Origin of the sequence: Archangium gephyra (genome assembly GCF_042230915.1) — a bacterium.
Classification (GTDB): Bacteria; Myxococcota; Myxococcia; order Myxococcales; family Myxococcaceae; genus Archangium; species Archangium gephyra_B.
In genome coordinates this window covers 4,149,515-4,165,925 of record NZ_CP102578.1, presented here as the reverse complement: position 1 = coordinate 4,165,925, position 16,411 = coordinate 4,149,515, and the positions used below count along the sequence as shown (strand labels likewise).

The following is a 16,411-nucleotide window of genomic DNA, read 5'->3' as shown; positions in this document are numbered from 1 at the left end:
CACATGAGCCTCCTGCCCGAGAGCGCCAGCTTCGAGGAGCTGGTGCAGGACTACTTCCTCGCGATGCGAGGCAGCGGATTGATGCTGTCCGCGCTGGACGTGGAGCTTTTGACGTCCTGGGCCGAGCAGGGAGTTCCCTTCGAGGTGGTGGCGCGGGGCATCGCCCGCTCGGCGGAGAAGGCGCTGTGGGACGCGCGCCCCGGGGAGCCGGTGCTGCGCAACCTCCGGGCGTGCCGCAGGCAGGTGGAGGCGGAGATCAAGAAGCACCGCGAGCGCACGGCGGGCGCGGGCACCGAGAGCACCCGGCGCACAGCGCGGACGCGCTCCTGGGAGGAGCTGCGCCATGCCCAGCTCCAGGCCTCGCTGGAGCGGCTGGCCGAGCGGGAGTCGGCGCTGGCCCCGCGCGTCCACCGGCTGCTGGAGGCGGTGCTGCACGAGGTGCCCACCGAGTTCGCGCGGATGGAGGCCCTGGAGACGCTGGTGGGGCTGATGCTGCTGCGCGCCCTCCCCTTCTCCGAGCGGCTGACGCTGTGGCGCACGGCCCGAGGAGAGGACTCGGACCAGCAGTACATGTCCTTCCGCGCGCGGCGGCTGGCGCGGCGCTTCCGGCTACTGGCCGTGGTGCGCCGGCGGCTGGGGCTGATGGATTCCTAGAGCGGTAGGTGGCTGAACGCCCGTGTAGCAGGCTGACGAGCGTCAGGGCGCTCTGCTATGGCCTGGGCTCATGGGCACCAAGGCGAGCGGCGAGGTGTGTGGCGAGTGTGGAGGGCGGACGTACCTCATCGAGCGGCGCGGAGATCGGGCGCATGCACGGGTGTGCACGTGCTCGGCCCAGTGCGGCCTGTGTGAGGGGCGTGGGTACGCGTACGAGGTGCGCGAGGAGACCTTCAGCGCGAAGGTGGGCCCCAAGCGCTACGAGGTGCTGGTGCCGTGCGTCTGCCAGCACCGGGCCCGGCGCATCGATCACTTCAACCAGGTGGGGCTGCCCGGCGTGGTGGCGCACTCGGTCTTCGAGAACTACCGGGCCTTCAACGAGGCGCAGGACCGGGCGCGCAACCTGGCCATGCACTTCGCCCACCACTACGCCAAGGGCGGGGTGAACAAGGGCTTCATCCTCAGTGGCCCGGTGGGCACGGGCAAGACGCACCTGCTCGCCGCCACGGTCAAGCACCTGGTGCTCGAGGTGGGCCTGGAGGCGCGCTACGTGGAGATCTCCCTGCTCTACGCCACCATCCGGCGCGGCTTCCAGGAGGGCAAGAGCGGCGGGGAGATCATCGGCCCCCTGTCGGACGTGGAGGTGCTGGCCATCGACGAGATGGGCAAGGGGCGCGGCAGCCAGTTCGAGATGGAGACGCTCGATGAGCTGATCGCCCGGCGCTACAACGCGGGCCGCACCACCCTCTTCGCGACGAACTACTCGCTGGAGCCCGAGCGCAAGAGCGTCCGGAGCGCGGCGCCGAGCGGCTACCGCACCACCGAGGACGCCAAGACCGCGGCGCGCGACACGGAGCTGCTGCGCGAGCGCGTCGGCGAGCGCATCTACAGCCGGCTGTGCGAGATGTGCAGCTTCGTGGAGCTGCCCAAGGAGACGCCGGATCAGCGGCGCATGCGGCAGGAACTGGACTTCCGCCCGGGTCCCCCTCCGGGCGGGATGCGCGGCCCGGGGCGCTGAGTCCGCGGCACGGGGTGCGAAGGGGGGATCCGTGAGCTGATGGGCTCAGCTCACGGCGTGATGGCGCGCAGCAGCGCGTTGCCGGATTCCGCCACGTACAGCGTTCCGTCCGGGCCCACCGCGAGCCCCGCCGGCAGCACCAGGTCCGCCTCGGCCCCGTTTCCATTGCGCGAACCGAAGCGGCCCGTGCCCGCCAGCGTCGTCACCTCCCCGCTCGGGGAGATGCGCCGCACGCGGTAGTTGCCTGGATCCGATACCGCCAGGCTCCCGTCCGGCAGCACCGCCAGGCCCAGGTACGGCAACATCCGCGCGTTCTCCGCCGTACCGTCCGCGAAGCCTCCCGGCGGCGCTCCCGCCACCACGCTCACCGTGCCGTTGCGCAGGGCCATCACGCGCGACATCCCCGTCTCCACCACGTACACCGTGCCGTCCGCCCCCACCGCCACCGCCGAGGGCCGGTACAGCCACAGGTTCGCTGGCAGCGTCGTCACCGGGCTGTCCGGCGCCAGCAGATCGATCCGCCGGATGACGCCATTGCCCAGGTCCGCCACCAGCAACTCCCCCTGCGGCGTGATGGCCAGCCCCGCAGGCTGGTTGAAGCGCGCCTGCGCCGCCGGCCCATCCACCAGGCCCGGCTCCATCACCGCTCCGGCGAAGACCGTCGTCGTCCCGTCCGGCGTGATGCGGCGGATGCAGTAGTTGTCCGAGTCGGCGACGTAGACATTGCCCAGCGCGTCCGCGGCAATCCCCATCGGACCGTTGAGCCGCACCGACGAGAGCGTCGAGATGCTCCCGTCCGGCGCCACCCGCTTCACCTTGTTGGCCATCGCGTCCGCCACCGCCCAGCCTCCACCGGGCAGCACCGCCACCGCCACCGGCGCCGCCAGCAGCCCCCGGCCCGGCGCACCGTCCTGATCTCCGCGCCGTCCCGCCTCCCCCGCCACCGTGCGCACCGCCGGCGCGTAGGAGCCTCGCGGCTTCGGCAACGGCGTCGCCGCGAGCACCACCAGGTCCCTCGGCACCGTCCGTCCCAGCGCGCGGTAGAGGACGTTCGCCACCAGGCGCGCCGCGCGCGGATCCGCCGAGTCACTCGTCCCCAGCGTGTGCACGAAGTCCACGCCTCCCGCCGAGAACACCCACGCGTTCCCCTTGCGGAACACCACCATCTGCCCGAAGCCGAACGCGCCTTGCAGCGACAACGCCGGAGACTCCGCCAGCACCTCCAGCCCCGCCGGAGACTGGCCGTTGTCCACCACCTGGTCCTGCTCGTAGCCGTTCGCCCTCCAGAGCGTGTCCCCGTTGCGCAGCCCCGTACCGTCGAAGGCCCAGTGGTTCGCGTCCGTGATGACCGTCGGGAACGCGAACTGGTGCCACCGGCTGGAGAACATCACCCCCAACAGCGCGTTCTCCGGACGCGGCGTGGCCAGGTCCCTGAACTTCGTCGTCCGATCCGGGCTCCTCACGCCCACCGGATCCTGCGCGTCGCCCTTGTAACAGGTGACGATGCGCCTCGGCCTGCCGTCCACCGACGGCTCCAGCCGCACCTGCCAGTAGGCCTGGTTCGCTCCGAGATTGATGATCGACCGGCCCTCGGCCACCGCCTTGTCCGCCCGGTCACGGAGGGTGCGCGTCCAGTACTCGTCGTGCCCCGACATCACGAGCACCTTCGCCTCGCGCAGCGCGTCCCCGCTGCGCTCCAGCTCCTCGTTGGGCACGTACGCCACGTCCAGCCCCTGGGCCTCCAGCCACATGATGAGCCCCTGCTCGTCATCCAGCAGGTGCCCCGAGCCGTAGCCCCGGGAGTAGGGCCGATCGAACGAGGACTGGAAGGCGCGGCCCTTCCCCGTGATGCGGAACTTGTCGTCGTAGAGGCTCGTGCCACCCCAGGTGTTGTAGGCCGCCCACGTCGTCGTCGGGATGAGCACCGTCACCTCCGAGCGCGGCTGCACATCCCTCACGAAGAACGGCACGTAGCGCTGGTAGCCGTCATCCCGCACCAGCTTCACCACGTACACCCCGCGCACCCAGCTCGCGTTCGTCTCGAGCTCCAGCGTCGGCGTCCAGTTGCACTCGATGATGCCCGTGGGCCTCTGCGGCGGGCACGGCGCCTGCGGCACCGCCTGCAGCGGTCCTCCGCGCACCACCTCCCGCCCTCCGAGGCCCCCGTAGTAACCCAGCCGGTACACCTCCCAGCTGAACTTGCGCGGCCCTCCCGTCACCGAGACCGCGATCGGAATCCGCTCGCCCTGCGTCACCGTGGAGACGAGCGCGTACCCCTCGATTTCATTGTTGTTGGCGGCCCGCTTGATGCGCCACGCGGCCGTTCCCGGGCGCGCGTTCTCCTTGCGGATCGCCTGCGCGTCATGGGGCGGAAGCGGAACCGGCTCCGTCCCTCCGTCCTCCGGAGGCGGCGTCGTCGGACCCCCGTCCACGATGTCCGGCTCTCCACCATCCGAGCGCTGCAGCGGGGGATTGTCGCGCCCACCGCCATTCTGTTCGCCCGGCCCGGTACCGGTGTCCTCACACCCTCCGGCAAGGCCCAGGAGGCAGAGTACGGCAGTCAACACCCCGATGATCCGAACACCCTTTCCCATGCCCGCCTCCCAATCCCCCTGGGGCTGCGAGGGTAAGCACGGGACCCAGCATGGGAAGTGTTTCACCCATCCCCACGAGGCATGTCGGACAGATCGGCGCCTGCCTGCTCCTCTTCAGACCGCGAAACGATGTCCGGTCAACTCGACCTTCGAGAGGGTCAGCTGGAAGGGCTCCCCCTTCCCCGCCAGCGCTCCGAGCGCGACGGAACGCTCGACGAGGATGCCCTCCAGGCCCGAATCCTCCGCGAGCTTGGAGGCGACGTTGACCGGATTGCCCGCGATCTCCCGCTCCCCGTTGGCGAGCGGGAAGAGGTAGACCTCGCCCCGAGCCACTCCGACGTGGGCCTCGAAGCCCAGGGCGCGATTCCCCTCGATGATGTCGCGCGCGAACGCGACCGCTTCATCGCCCTCGTCGAAGAGCACGATCGCCAGCGTGCCGTTGGATTTCACGACGTCCGCCCCATGGGACGACGCGATCCGGCGCACCGCCAGGTTGATGAGCGACATGTCCGTGAATGAGTCCAGCAGGAACTCGTGCGGTGGGTGGGCCACCTTCACGAACACCACCGTCCGGCTCTTCCGGTACTCGGGAAACGCCTCCTTCCCGAGCTCCTCCGCGGACGTCGAACGCAGCCGCCGGAAGAACGCCGCGTCGAAAGGCGTCGGATAGTCGGGGTTGCCACCTTCCACGGCTTCCACCTGCCCGGAGAAGCCCATCAGCGACCACAGCGCGCCCTCCTTCTGGAGATCCTCACGCACCCGGGCCGCGTCGCGGAGCTCGCCCGGCAGGCGCTCGAAGATCGCCCCCGACACGACGATCTCTCCTCCCGCGGTCGCGTCCTCCGCGATGGCCTCGATGAAGTCAGCCCCCTCGCCGAAGAGCCCGCCGCCCACCCGGTAGCACTCGCACGCGTGGATGCCGATTCCCACCTGCACCTGCAGGGCCTTCACCCGCTGCTGCACCGCGAGCATCTGCGCGACCACCCGCGCCGGAGCGATGCTCTCCTCGAAGAACATCTGCGAGTTGTCCGCCGCCCAGATTCCAATGGCCTCGCCGCCAATCGCCGTCCCGTAGGCGTGGATGACCTCCTTGGGCTCGGAGACGAGCTTCAGCACCTGGGCCAGGGAGTACCGCTGCGTCAGCGTGGACAGCCCCGCCGAGTCCGTGGACACGAGCGTCCCCCGCGTCCGGAAGGGCGCCAGCAGCTGCTCGTGCCGGGCGGAGGTCTTGTCCTGCCCGTTCCAACCCAGCACGAGCCCGGCCGGAATGAGCTCCGCGATGTCCTGCCGCAGATCCGCCAGGGAGATGTTGTACGTAGCCATCAGGCGCCATTCTTCAACGTCTCCCCTCGAACAGCCAGCCGGGGAGTTGATCAGCCCCCGAGCAGCCAGTGCCGGCTCTCGGACCAGCCGAGGAACCGGCGGGCGAGGCCCATCGGACCGCCACGGCCGCTCGCGTCGAACGTGTTGCCTGCGACCACCCACTCGAGCCCGGCCAGCACCGGCTCGAACCGGCGGACGAAGGCCTCGTCCTGCTCCTCGATGTGCTCGCGCGCTTCGTCGAGGAACTCCTGTAGCTCGGGCGAATGCACGAACGAGAGGAAGAACACCATCTGCCTCCAGGCGTAGGCCGTGTTCTTCATCATCTGCAGCCGCGCCTTCCACTGGTCGATCTTCATCGTCTGCTGCCGGACCACCCAGCGGAAGCACTGCCGGGCCATGTCCGGCAGGGCCGGGCGCAGCGTCTCCGCGAGCTTCAGCTCCTCGAACAGGACGGCGAGGTTGTGCGTCGTGAGGATCTGCGCCTGCTCGACGATGGTGCCGTTGCGGGCCACCGACCAGCCGCCCTGCTTCGCACCGGCCCGCTCGGTACACAGCTCCGCGAAGCGCGGCGAGGTGTCCTTGCCCCACCGCTGCTCGCGATCGTCGAGCGTGAGGAGCAGCTTCGTGGGAATGCCGTAGTACCGGGCATACAGCTTCCCCTCGAGCAGCCGCGCCGCCGTCCGCGCCGCATCGAGGTACTTCATGGAGAACGTGCCCATGAAGATGTCGGCCGCGAGCTCCTCCACCAGCGGCAGCTTCAGGTCCGCGCCCTTCGCGAGCGCCGACAGCTCCTGCAGCAGCTTGTTGGGCAGCAGCGTCTGGGGGAAGGAGGCGATCGCGAGCGTCGCGACCTGTTCGAGCGTCTGCCGTGCCAGCGCCCGTGCACCCAGGTCGCTCTTGCGGAACGGGCGGATCGCCTCCACCCACGGCAGCTCGTCGAACCGCACCTGGTGCTGCAAGTCCAGGAGCAGCAGAGAGCGCCGGCGCCGGAACGCGGCGTAGAGCGCCGTGTAGAGCCGGCGCAGCTCCGGGTCTTCGATGCCGGCCGCCCCCACCTGCGAGGAGATCTGCGGAAGCACGATGGCGAGGACCTCGCCGGAGCCAATCACCCCTCGCTCCACGAGCTGATCGATGGGCGCCTCAAGGCTGCGCTCCACCTTCTCCAGCAGATGCGTGGGAATGGGATGGCCGTGAAACGGCTCGGAGACGAGCTCGAGCGAGCCGAGTCCCTCATCGCCCGGCAGGCCCCGCAGGCGGTCCGCCAACAGGTTCGCGAACTCCTTCCCGGTGGGTTGCGCGGCCATCCTCGCCTGCTCGTCGCGCACCCGCTGGAGCCGCTCCGAGCCCGGGGCGCCGTGGCTGGTCACGTACGAGGCGAGGATCTTCCGGATGGAGCCGACGTCCCGGCCCGTGAGCAGGCTCGCGTCGGCGAGGCACCGCAGCAGGAAGCCGCGCAGCCGGGCGAAGTTCCCCTTCGGATGCTCCGGCTTGCCCACCAGCGTGTGCGTCTGGCGCTCGGCCTGGTAGTCGCGCAGCACCTGCCGCGCCCGCTCGTGCCAGCCTTCTGGCCAGCGCTGGCAGGGCCAACCTCCCTCGACCCGGCCCTGGCCGTCGGGGCGGCGGACCAGCTCGCCGTCCTCCACCGCCAGGTGGGGCAGCTCCCCTTCCACGGTCTCGAGGAACAGCTCGACGGTGCGGTCGTAGAGGGGATTCCAGACCCGCAGCGTCTCGTTCATCTTGGCGATCTGCGGACGCTGTTGGACCCACTCCAGCTGCTTCACGGTGCTCTGCACCGTCTGCACGCGCACCACCGCGCTCGGGGAGAACGGACGCGGGTCCGGCACCGGGTAGAAGCGCAGCCGGTCCGTGAATGGCAGCAGGGTCTCGAGCAGCGCGAGTGCCCGCTCCGCCTCGCCACGGCGGAGCAGCCACGTCACGGTCAGCAGCGCGCCCTCCTCCGGGACTCGTACCCGGTAGCAGCCGCTGTGGAGCGCCTCCGCGAGCTCGCGCTGGCCCTCATCACCGAGGTACCAGGCGTTCAACCGGGAGCGCTCGGTGACGTCCTCCCGGGACGCGGGCAACGAGGCGAGGCGCTCGCGCTCGTGCGGCTCGATCGGGCCGGCGGCGAGCAGCTCGCCCGTGGCGAATCCGCCATGGGCCACGTCCAGCGTCACCCAGGCGGGGACTCCCTCGACCGGCGTGCGCGAGCCGGCCTCGAGCGTTCCCTCCGACATCCCTTCCAGCACCGAGCACCAGCGCTCGACCTTCGCCGCCGCGCGCGCCCGGACCACCGGGTCGGAGTGGTTCAGGCTCGTCTCCAGCCCTCGGCGGAGCTGGTCGAGCACGTAGCCGGTGTTCACGCGCGGCGAGCTGGGTTCGGTGGACATCGGGGCCGGGGAGAGAGGAACTTGGAGGCAGGATTCGAACCTGCGCCCTGCCGGTTAAGAGCCGGCTGCTCTACCGCTGAGCTACTCCAAGGGTAAGGCGGACCCTAGCACGGTGGGGATAAGCCGGGGTCCTCTATACCCTCACCCCCGCCCTCTCCCAGAGGGAGAGGGAGTGGCGCTCAGGCGCCGAGAAACTCCCGGTGCAGCCTCGCCGTCAGCGGCTTGAGGTGCTGCTTGTCCACCAGCAACGTCAGCTGCAACGGCGACGTGTGCACCGCATGCACCCTCGCCCCCAGCTCCTCCGCCACCCCCAGCGCCCTCCTCAGGTAGCTCCAGTCCGCGTTCATCCCCGCTCCCACCGCCGTCACCGTCCCCACTTCCTCCCGCAGCGTCACCGCCTCCCCGAAGCGCGCTCCCACGTCCCGCTTCAGCGCCTCCAGCCCGTGCACGTCCTGCAACGGCACCGCGATGAACGCCCTGCCCTCCCTCCCCATCAGCCCGTCGAACGCCAGCGCCCTGCCGCGCACCCCTCGCGCGTCCAGGAACTCCAGCAGCTCCGGCACCTTCACCGCCTCCACCGCCGCCGACAACACCGCCATCTCCGCCTCGGCCGTCACCCCCTTCACTCGCGTGTCCGCCGGCGCCACCAGCTCCTGCACCGCCGTCCCCGTCCCCGCCCCATGCGCCGTGCGCGCCAGGATGACAATGCCCTTCGCCTTCGCGAACTCCACCGCCTGCGCGTTCAGCACCTTCGCCCCCGCGCTCGCCAGCTCCTGCATCTCGTCGTACGAGAGCGACTCCAGCTTCTTCGCGTCCGGCACCACCCGCGGATCCGCGCTGAAGATGCCGTCCACGTCCGAGTAGATCTCACACGACTCCGCGCTCAGCGCCGCCGCCAGCGCCACCGCCGTCGTGTCCGAGCCCCCTCGTCCCAGCGTCGTCACCTCCCGCTTGTACGAGACGCCCTGGTACCCCGCGACGATCACCACCTTGCCCCGCGCCAGCTCGTCCTGGATGCGGTACGGCCTCACCTCCACGATGCGCGCCTGCGAGTGCGCGTCGTTCGTGATGATGCCGCTCTGGCTGCCCGTGAAGCTGATGGCCGGCACCCCCTGCTCCTGCAGCGCCATGGACAACAGCGCCATCGAGATGCGCTCCCCGCACGTCAGCAACATGTCCAGCTCGCGCCTCGGCGGATCCGGCGACACCTGCTTGGCCAGCGCCAGCAGCTCGTCCGTCGTGTCCCCCATCGCGGAGACCACCACCACCACCTGGTAGCCCCGCTCCCGCGTCTCCTTCACCCGGAGTGCGACCTTACGAATCTTCTCCACATCAGCGACCGATGAGCCGCCGTACTTCTGAACCACGATTGGCATAAAGCACCCGCTGCTTTGTTCCTAGGGGCCGGCGAGGCTCACAGGTAACCTGCCGGGCGTGTCCCCCCGGACACACTGGAAGTCACTCATGCACAAGGCTCGCCAGCGCCCTCCCGTGTCCCTCCCACGCCCGCCCGCCCGCCTTGACAGTCCAGAACCGGCTCTTATATCGGCCGCCGGTCGAACGCTTCTTTCCGGAGCTTCCCCATGCCCATGATCGAGGTCCAGAACCTCACCAAGCGATACCGGGAGCGGGTCGCGGTGGATTCGCTGAACTTCTCGGTCGCCGAGGGAGAGATCCTCGGGTTCCTCGGCCCCAACGGCGCGGGCAAGTCCACCACGATGAAGATCCTCACCGGCTTCCTGCCCCCCTCCGAGGGCACGGCGAAGGTGGCGGGCTTCGACGTCTTCGAGCAGCCCCTGGAGGTCAAGCGGCGGATCGGCTACCTGCCCGAGACCCCGCCCCTCTACCCGGAGATGACGGTGGCCGGGTACCTGAAGTTCGTCGCCGAGCTCAAGCGGCTGCCCGGCCGCGGCATCCGCGCCGAGCTGGAGCGGGTGGCCGGCCTCACCGGGCTTTCGGACGTGATGGGCCGCGTCATCCAGAACCTCTCCAAGGGCTACAAGCAGCGCGTGGGGATTGCCCAGGCCCTGCTCGGCTCCCCGCCGGTGCTCATCCTCGACGAGCCCACCGAGGGCCTGGATCCCGCCCAGCGCGCCGAGGTGCGCGGCCTCATCAAGGGCCTGGCGGGCAAGCACACCGTCATCCTCTCCACCCACATCCTCCCCGAGGTGACGATGACCTGCGAGAAGGTCCTCATCATCAACCAGGGCCGGGTGGTGGCGTACGACCAGATCCGCAAGCTCGCCAAGGTGCACGGCGGCAAGGCGGAGAACGTCTCGCTGGAGGAGATCTTCATCAAGCTGACCGCGGCCTGAGGCCCGCGCCCCCCGCACACGCTCCTGGAGGCCTCATGCGCACCGCGCTGGCCATCGCCCGCAAAGAGCTGTCCATCTACTTCACCACGCCGTGGGCCTACGCCGTCTTCACGGCGATGCTGGCCATCTCCTCGTTCTTCTTCGTCAACGGCCTCTACGAGTTCCAGCGCGCCCAGGAGATGGCGCGCGTGTACGGCTGGGAGCGCATCCCCCAGGAGTTCCGCAACCTCACCGACGGGGTGATGGTGCCCTTCTGGTCCACGGTGATGATCATCACGCTCTTCGTGGTGCCCTTCCTCTCCATGCGGCTGTTCGCGGAGGAGAAGCGCAACAAGACCTTCGAGCTGCTGATGACGGCGCCGGTGCGGCCGGTGGAGATCGTCCTGGGCAAGTACCTCGGCGGCCTGGGCATCATCACCGCCACCCTGGCGCTCACCATCTTCTTCCCCCTGCTGCTGGCCCTCTTCGGCCGGGCTGACTCCGGCAGCGCGCTGGAGTGGGGCACGGTGCTGCTGGGCTATGGCGGGCTGCTGCTGTGGGGCGCCACCTGCATGGCCGTGGGCCTGTTCATCTCCTCGCTGACGGAGAGCCAGATGGTGGCCGCGCTCGTCACCTTCGCGGTGCTGCTGCCGTGGATGCTGCTGCAGGGGCTGGCGCAGGCCACCGAGGAGCCGGTGCGCTCCTTCATCAACTACCTGTCCTTCGGCGCGCAGCTGCAGGGCCTGATGCGCGGCGTGCTGGATTTGAAGGCGCTCGTCTTCTTCTTCTCCGTCATCTTCTTCTCGCTGCTGCTCAGCCACCGCACGGTGGAAGCGCAGCGCTGGGCATGACGTGCCCCCCTCGAGCGTGCCCATGAAAGCGGCCAACATCGGCAAGATACTGGGTGGCTTCGGGCTGCTGCTGCTGTTCTCCAGCCCCTTCACCCTCTTCTTCTCCTCGGGCTCCTTCGCCATCGTCGCCACCAAGGTGGTGGCCGGCCTGGTGCTGCTGGGCCTCTACGTCGCCACGAACTTCAAGCAGTTCGGCCAGTTCGCCTCGCGGCGCTCCAGCTTCTTCTTCGGCAGCACCGCGCTCCTGGTGCTGCTGACGCTGGGCGCCCTGGTGGCCATCAACTACATCGCCTACAAGAAGAACCAGCGCTGGGACTTGACGGAGCAGAAGATCTTCACGCTCTCGCCCCAGACGGTGAGCACGCTCAAGGGCCTGTCCGAGCCGGTGCGCGCCATCGGCTTCATCCCCTCGGACCACCCCGCCTATGAGGCGCTCCAGGCCACCTTCGACCGCTACCACCTGGAGGCTCCGGACCGGTTCGAGTACTCCTTCAAGGATCCGCGCCGCTACCCGGACCTGGCCGAGAAGTACGAGCTGACCGAGGGCAAGACGACGGTGGTGCTCACGCGCGGCGAGGGCTCCAGCGAGTCCCACACCTCGCTCAACGTCATCAGCGAGCAGGAGCTCACCAACGCCCTCCTCAAGCTCACCCAGGCGAGCACCCAGCAGGTGTACTTCGTGGTGGGCCATGGCGAGTGGCCGTTGAATCAGGCGATGCCCATGCCGGGCCAGCGCGGCCGGACGACGAGCCTCTCGGAGATGAAGCAGCAGCTCACCCAGGAGGGCTACAGCACCCGGGAGCTCAACCTCGCGGGCGGCACCACAGTGCCCCGGGACGCCGCGCTGGTGGTCATCGCTGGCGCCAAGGGGCGCTTCAGCCCCTCCGAGGTGGACTCCCTGCGCCAGTACCTGGCCGCCGGTGGCCGCATGCTCTACTTCGCCGAGGCCTACGGCGAGCCCGGCCCGGAGCTGGCCGCGCTGCTCGCCGAGTACGGCGTGACGATCGACAAGGGCGTGGTCGCCGATGCGCAGTTCAACAGCGGCAGCCCCTACGTCGTCCTCTCGCTCTTCTACGGCCAGCACGAAATCTCCCTGCCCCTGAGCCAGCGGCAGCTCAACATCGAGTTCCCCACCGCGCGCGCCCTTACCGTGCTGACCCAGGGCCTGCCCGAGGGCGTGAAGGTGGTGCCGGTCGTCAGCACCTCGCCCTTCGGCTGGACGGAGCTGACCCCCGACGAGAAGCCATCCGCCGGCGAGGGCGAGCGCACCGGCCAGCTCCCCCTGGTGACGGCCAGCACGCGCGACACCTCGGGCGCGCAGGACAGGCGCTTCGACGAGGCCCGGCTCGTGGTGGTGGGTGACTCGGAGCTCCTCATGGACTCCAACTGGGGCCACGAGGGCAACCGCAACCTGGTGATGAACGCCTTCGGCTGGGCCACCAGCCAGGTGGACAAGGTCACCATCCGCCCGCCGGACCGCGCGGCCTCCACCCTGCAGCTGGATGCGGACATGCTCAACCGCATCCGTTTCGTGTCCACCGACGTCCTGCCCCTGTCGCTGCTCGGCGTGGGCCTGGCCATCTGGCTCTCGAGGCGCAACAAGTGAACGTCCAACAGAAGAACCTCGTCACGTTGCTCGCCGTCACCCTGGTGGCCGGTGGGCTCGGTCTCTACGCGTACTTCGGCGTAGTGCAGCCGGAGCAGAAGGAGGCCCAGCGCAAGGCGGCGGAGGAGAAGGTCTTCGCCGTCCAGACCCCCGAGGAGCCCGGCACGGACGGTGGTGCCCCGCCCGAGCCCGTCTTCACCTGGATCTCCGTCGAAGTGCCCCAGGGCAAGACGGTGATGGAGCTGAAGGACGACACCTGGCGCATCACCGCGCCGGTGTCCGCGCGCGCGGACAAGGGAGAGGTGAGCACGCTCATCAGCCAGCTGGCGGCCGCGAAGTTCAAGGCCACGCTGGAGGAGCACCCCACCGACGCGGACCTCGAGCGCTATGGGCTGAAGCAGCCCCGCGCCACCATCACCGCCCGGGCCTACGTGCCGGACGCCGAGGGCCACGGCGCGGACGATCCGGCCCGCCAGCGCTCGATGACCGTCTACCTGGGCGCCGAGAACAACTTCGACGGCTCGGTGTACGTGCGCCGCGAGGGAGACGCGCGCGTGTACACCGCCCAGGGCGGGCTGCGCTTCCTGCTGCTCAAGCACACCAATGAGTGGAGGGACCGCGTGGCCTTCCCCGTGGAGGAGCCCTCGCTCCTGCGCATCGACGTGAAGGCCCGCAAGAACGCCTACATGCTGGAGCGCACCACCACCGGGAAGCCGTGGCAGCTGGAGCGGCCGGTGGAGCTGCACGCGGCCACCGAGCAGGTGGCGAAGATGGTGTCCACGCTCCACGGGTACCGGGCCCTCTCCTTCCCCGAGCCCAAGCAGGAGGAGAAGGTGCGTCAGGCCCTGCTGGAGAAGCCCCTGGTGCAGGCGACCTTCGTGCCGAAGCTGGGCGGGCCGGTGCGCGTGCGCCTCACCGAGCTGGAGCTGGACGGGCTGAAGCAGGCCTTCGCGCTGACCGAGTGGGACTCGGAGTCGATGCTCTCCCAGGTGGACGGCCTCGCCCTGGACGTGCTTGACCTCGCGCCCAAGGACTTCAAGGACAGGAAGGCGCTGGCCTTCTCCGTCCGCGACGTGCACCGCATCGTCATCCACCCGGCCGCCCCTGGCGGTGAGACGATCTCCGTCGTGCTGGCCCCCGACACCGGCAAGTGGGAGATGGCGAGCCCCCTGGTAGGCAACGCCAGGCAATTCAAGGTGGCCTCGCTGCTGGGCTCGCTGGAGAAACTCGAGGCGTCGGCCATTGGCGAGACCCGCCCGAAGAGCTGGGGCAAGTACGGCATCAGCGACACCTCGCGCGGGGTGACGCTGCAGGACGCCGAGGGCACGGAAGTGGCCCGGCTGTGGCTCGGCACTCCGGTGAAGGGCAACCCGCAGCGCCTGTGGGCCCGCGGCTCGTCCGAGGACGTGCTCGAGGTGGAGAAGTCCACCCTCGATGCGCTGCCGCTCGCCCTGACGGAACTCATGGACGGAGCACCGGCCGCCGCTGGCACTCCCTGAGGCCGGAAGAGTTCCGCCACCTTTTCGCACTTTCGCGGGACCTGAAGCATAACGCGTGAGGATCCACCCACCCCTGGAGACTCACGATGAAGATGCGTCCTTCCCCCTGGCGTGCCGCGGTTGCCGCGCTCCTCACCGCCGCGAGCGGCGCCGTGCTCGTGCCCACCACCGCTCAGGCCGCCGCGCCCCAGGTCAAGGCCCAGGCGCCGGGCTACTACCGCATGATGCTGGGCGACTTCGAAATCACCGCCCTGTCCGATGGCACCCTCGACCTGCCAGTCGACAAGCTGCTGACCAACATCAAGCCCGCCCAGCTGGACAAGGCCCTCGCGCGCGCGCACCTCAAGTCGCCCGTGGAGACCTCGGTCAACGCCTACCTGATCAACACGGGCTCCCAGCTGGTGCTGGTGGATTCGGGGGCCGGCAACCTCTACGGCCCGACGCTCGGCAAGCTCGTGGCCAACCTGAAGGCGGCCGGTTATCAGCCGGAGCAGGTGGACGCCGTGCTCATCACCCACATGCACCCGGACCACATCGGCGGGCTGATGACCGGGGACAAGCGGACGTTCCCCAACGCCACCGTGCATGTGGACAAGGCCGACGCGGACTTCTGGCTCAACGCCGACAACATGCAGAAGGCGCCCGCGGAGATGCAGCCGATGTTCCAGGGCGCCACGGCGATGCTGACCCCCTACGCCACGGCGGACAAGCTCAAGCCCTTCACGGGTGACACCGAGCTGGTGCCCGGCATCAAGTCCCTCGGGGCGCACGGCCACACCCCTGGCCACAGCAACTACTCCGTGGAGAGCAAGGGCCAGAAGCTAGTGCTGTGGGGAGACCTGGTGCACGCGGCGGCGGTGCAGTTCCCCGAGCCGTCGGTGAGCATCCAGTTCGACACTGACTCGAAGGCGGCGCTGGCCCAGCGCAAGAAGGCCTTCGCCGACGCGGCGAAGCAGGGCCACTGGGTGGGCGCGGCCCACATCTCGTTCCCGGGCCTCGGCCACGTGGGCGGCCAGGGCAAGGGGTACGAGTACATCCCGGCCAACTACACCACCAAGCTGCAGTAACCCACGGTCACCCCGGGAGGTGGCAGCGGCAGGCGCGCCACCTCCCCGAGGTGCCCGCGGCGTCACGGGTACGTGCAGCGCTGGACCTGGCGGTAGGTACCGCACTGGCCGAAGTCCGTCGTGCCCGCGGGCTGCGAGTGGTAGCAGGTGTAGACAGTGGGGTCGCAGTCCGGGCTGGGCCAGACGTCGTAGGCGTCGCCATCGGTGACCGCGAACTCCGTCACGCGCGCGACGAGGCGCGCCGTCTTCTGCATGGCCACGCCGTCATCGGCGCCCGCGCTGAAGGTGAGTGGGACGGTGTGCGGATCGATGGCCTGGTGCAGCGCCGGGTACGACCAGTCGAGGCGGTAGTTGGGCCGGCCGTAGACCTGCGGGATGCCGTCGGGCGCCGTGACGGAGAGCCAGTCCACGTACCCGGACACCGAGGCGTGGCCGCGATAGAGGAGGTTGGTGTTGCCCTGGACGACGTAGATGGGGTTCACCACCTCGTCGATCCAGATGCCGCTGTCGCCGCGGAAGTCGAAGAACCGCGGGGCAATCACGATGCGCGCGGTGTACGAGCGCGGCGTGCCCGTGAAGGTGTCGACGCGGACGAAGAGCGGCAGGCCGGAGAGCACGGTGTTGAGCTCGTGGCCCTCGTGGAGGACGATCTCCAACCGGCGCTCGCTGATGATGTGCGCGTCCCCGAAGGCGTCGTCGGGGACGAAGCTCAGGACACCCGAGAGGTAGCGGTTGGCGGTGGCGCGGATGATGAGGGCGCGCACGCCATCACGCTCCTCGAAGGTGCCGAGCGTCTCGAAGCTGAGCTCGTTGTCGCCCACCGAGGCGTAGAGGCGGGTGGCCGTCGCCGCGGCGGTGCTGACGCCGGTCTCCTCCGCGGTTTCGGGAATGTCGTTGGTACAGGCCGCGAGCGCGGCGAGGCTGGCGAGGGCAAGGGTGCGGAGTTGCATGGGGGGTCTCCAGGTGGGGCCTCCCGATTACCACAAGCCCATGACATGCCGCTGGCGGGGGCTGTGTCCGTCCTGTGACGTGAGTGGATGGAAGGTGGGATTCCCGCCCTCAGTCCTCGACGGGCTGGGCGCGCACGAGTGGCCCAAGCATGGCACCTGCTCGGGCCT

At 69.5% G+C, this 16,411-nt stretch carries 12 protein-coding genes and 1 tRNA gene; 7 read left to right on the top strand and 6 right to left on the bottom strand.

The window, feature by feature from the left end; genetic code table 11:
• Positions 1-3: 3 nt before the first annotated feature.
• Together NR798_RS16855 and NR798_RS16850 are read left to right on the top strand one after the other, a co-directional pair.
• The gene (locus NR798_RS16855; RefSeq protein WP_375772496.1) at positions 4-654 is read left to right on the top strand and encodes a hypothetical protein; all 651 of its coding nucleotides are present in this window, start codon (positions 4-6) and stop codon (positions 652-654) included.
• A 70-nt stretch (positions 655-724) separates the two neighbouring features.
• Entirely contained in the window at positions 725-1,672 is a 948-nt protein-coding gene (locus NR798_RS16850; RefSeq protein ID WP_375772495.1) for an ATP-binding protein, read from the top strand.
• 50 nt (positions 1,673-1,722) lie between these two features.
• On the opposite strand, the gene NR798_RS16845 is transcribed toward NR798_RS16850, so the two are convergent.
• The 5 genes from NR798_RS16845 to NR798_RS16825 form a co-directional block, all read right to left on the bottom strand.
• Positions 1,723-4,266 carry a N,N-dimethylformamidase beta subunit family domain-containing protein gene (locus NR798_RS16845; RefSeq protein ID WP_375772494.1) on the bottom strand — a complete coding sequence of 848 codons (2,544 nt, stop codon included), beginning with the start codon at positions 4,264-4,266 and terminating at the stop codon, positions 1,723-1,725.
• A gap of 114 nt (positions 4,267-4,380) precedes the next feature.
• Complete coding sequence (locus tag NR798_RS16840; RefSeq protein WP_375772493.1) at positions 4,381-5,589, bottom strand: hypothetical protein; 1,209 nt, start codon at positions 5,587-5,589, stop codon at positions 4,381-4,383.
• 50 nt (positions 5,590-5,639) lie between these two features.
• Entirely contained in the window at positions 5,640-7,976 is a 2,337-nt protein-coding gene (locus NR798_RS16835) for a hypothetical protein (RefSeq protein ID WP_375772492.1), read from the bottom strand.
• Between the two features lie 19 nt (positions 7,977-7,995).
• Positions 7,996-8,067 (bottom strand) — tRNA-Lys (locus tag NR798_RS16830).
• 88 nt (positions 8,068-8,155) lie between these two features.
• Positions 8,156-9,352, bottom strand: coding sequence for an aspartate kinase (locus NR798_RS16825; RefSeq protein WP_375772491.1), 1,197 nt, complete (start codon positions 9,350-9,352; stop codon positions 8,156-8,158).
• Positions 9,353-9,559: 207 nt separating this feature from the next.
• Here NR798_RS16825 and NR798_RS16820 point away from each other — a divergent pair, with 207 nt between their 5' ends.
• From NR798_RS16820 to NR798_RS16800, 5 genes are all read left to right on the top strand, one after another.
• Positions 9,560-10,291 carry an ABC transporter ATP-binding protein gene (locus NR798_RS16820; RefSeq protein ID WP_375772490.1) on the top strand — a complete coding sequence of 244 codons (732 nt, stop codon included), beginning with the start codon at positions 9,560-9,562 and terminating at the stop codon, positions 10,289-10,291.
• A 35-nt stretch (positions 10,292-10,326) separates the two neighbouring features.
• Positions 10,327-11,121, top strand: coding sequence for an ABC transporter permease (locus tag NR798_RS16815; protein ID WP_375772489.1), 795 nt, complete (start codon positions 10,327-10,329; stop codon positions 11,119-11,121).
• A 22-nt stretch (positions 11,122-11,143) separates the two neighbouring features.
• Entirely contained in the window at positions 11,144-12,727 is a 1,584-nt protein-coding gene (locus NR798_RS16810) for a GldG family protein (RefSeq protein WP_375772488.1), read from the top strand.
• Positions 12,724-14,226, top strand: coding sequence for a DUF4340 domain-containing protein (locus NR798_RS16805; RefSeq protein WP_375772487.1), 1,503 nt, complete (start codon positions 12,724-12,726; stop codon positions 14,224-14,226). The genes NR798_RS16810 and NR798_RS16805 overlap by 4 nt, the downstream gene beginning before the upstream one ends.
• Positions 14,227-14,312: 86 nt before the next feature.
• Positions 14,313-15,293 (top strand): MBL fold metallo-hydrolase, encoded by a 981-nt coding sequence (locus tag NR798_RS16800; RefSeq protein WP_375772486.1) that lies wholly within the window; start codon positions 14,313-14,315, stop codon positions 15,291-15,293.
• A 62-nt stretch (positions 15,294-15,355) separates the two neighbouring features.
• Here NR798_RS16800 and NR798_RS16795 read toward each other — a convergent pair whose 3' ends face one another.
• Complete coding sequence (locus NR798_RS16795; RefSeq protein WP_375772485.1) at positions 15,356-16,243, bottom strand: hypothetical protein; 888 nt, start codon at positions 16,241-16,243, stop codon at positions 15,356-15,358.
• Between the last annotated feature and the right edge of the window lie 168 nt (positions 16,244-16,411).

Bases quoted from the DNA above. Each gene is read 5' to 3' on its own strand.
- NR798_RS16855 (WP_375772496.1), top strand. From the start codon at position 4: ATGAGCCTCCTGCCCGAGAGCGCCAGCTTCGAGGAGCTGGTGCAGGAC.
- NR798_RS16850 (WP_375772495.1), top strand. From the start codon at position 725: ATGGGCACCAAGGCGAGCGGCGAGGTGTGTGGCGAGTGTGGAGGGCGG.
- NR798_RS16845 (WP_375772494.1), bottom strand. From the start codon at position 4,266: ATGGGAAAGGGTGTTCGGATCATCGGGGTGTTGACTGCCGTACTCTGC.
- NR798_RS16840 (WP_375772493.1), bottom strand. From the start codon at position 5,589: ATGGCTACGTACAACATCTCCCTGGCGGATCTGCGGCAGGACATCGCG.
- NR798_RS16835 (WP_375772492.1), bottom strand. From the start codon at position 7,976: ATGTCCACCGAACCCAGCTCGCCGCGCGTGAACACCGGCTACGTGCTC.
- NR798_RS16825 (WP_375772491.1), bottom strand. From the start codon at position 9,352: ATGCCAATCGTGGTTCAGAAGTACGGCGGCTCATCGGTCGCTGATGTG.
- NR798_RS16820 (WP_375772490.1), top strand. From the start codon at position 9,560: ATGCCCATGATCGAGGTCCAGAACCTCACCAAGCGATACCGGGAGCGG.
- NR798_RS16815 (WP_375772489.1), top strand. From the start codon at position 10,327: ATGCGCACCGCGCTGGCCATCGCCCGCAAAGAGCTGTCCATCTACTTC.
- NR798_RS16810 (WP_375772488.1), top strand. From the start codon at position 11,144: ATGAAAGCGGCCAACATCGGCAAGATACTGGGTGGCTTCGGGCTGCTG.
- NR798_RS16800 (WP_375772486.1), top strand. From the start codon at position 14,313: ATGAAGATGCGTCCTTCCCCCTGGCGTGCCGCGGTTGCCGCGCTCCTC.
- NR798_RS16795 (WP_375772485.1), bottom strand. From the start codon at position 16,243: ATGCAACTCCGCACCCTTGCCCTCGCCAGCCTCGCCGCGCTCGCGGCC.